This window comes from Acidovorax sp. SRB_24 (assembly GCF_012931925.1).
This window is the reverse complement of record NZ_MWOM01000198.1, coordinates 1-614: the sequence shown is the minus strand read 5'-3', so window position 1 is coordinate 614 and position 614 is coordinate 1. Positions and strand designations below refer to the sequence as shown.

Here is a 614-nt window from a genome sequence, read left to right as displayed (position 1 = left end):
CCCGGGCACGAAGGTCACGATGAGCTTGATGGGCCGCGTGGGGTAGTCGGCGCCGGCGGCCGGCGTTTGTGCCGTGGCGGTGCCGCAGGCCAGCAGGCCCACGAGGGGGGCCAAGCGCAGGGAAGTCGGGAGGTGCAGGGGCATGGAGGGGCTCGGGAAAGAGAGGAGCGGGGCCGCTGGGCGGCGGCGGGGACGGGCAGGGCCCGTGCCGGCATTCTCGGCGCGACCGGCCCAAGCGGTGCGACCAACGGACGGATACCAGATATCAGAAAAAGTCATGGCAGAACAGCGCCCCACACGGTGCCTTCGCGCCCGACGCCTTACAGCCCGTCACACGCGCCTGCCGCACAATGGACGCCATGCAGTCGACCGCTTCCTCCCCACCCACCCATGCCCTGCCGCGCCGCCACTGGCTCGTCAGCGCGGCGCTGGGCTTGGCACTGGCCGCGACCGCGTGCACGGGGCCGGCACTGCCGCGCAGCGTCACGCTGCCGCTGGACACGCTGCAGGCCAAGCTGGCGCAGCGCTTTCCGCGCAGCTACCCGCTGGCCGGCCTGGTCGAGCTGAACCTGCAGGCGCCGCGCCTGGCGCTGCGGCCCGAGCGCAACCGCATC

At 73.1% G+C, this 614-nt stretch carries 1 pseudogene; it reads left to right on the top strand.

The features are described from left to right. Positions 1 to 359 precede the first annotated feature (359 nt). Positions 360 to 614, top strand: a pseudogene (locus tag B2J89_RS22555) (DUF1439 domain-containing protein); the annotation flags it as partial.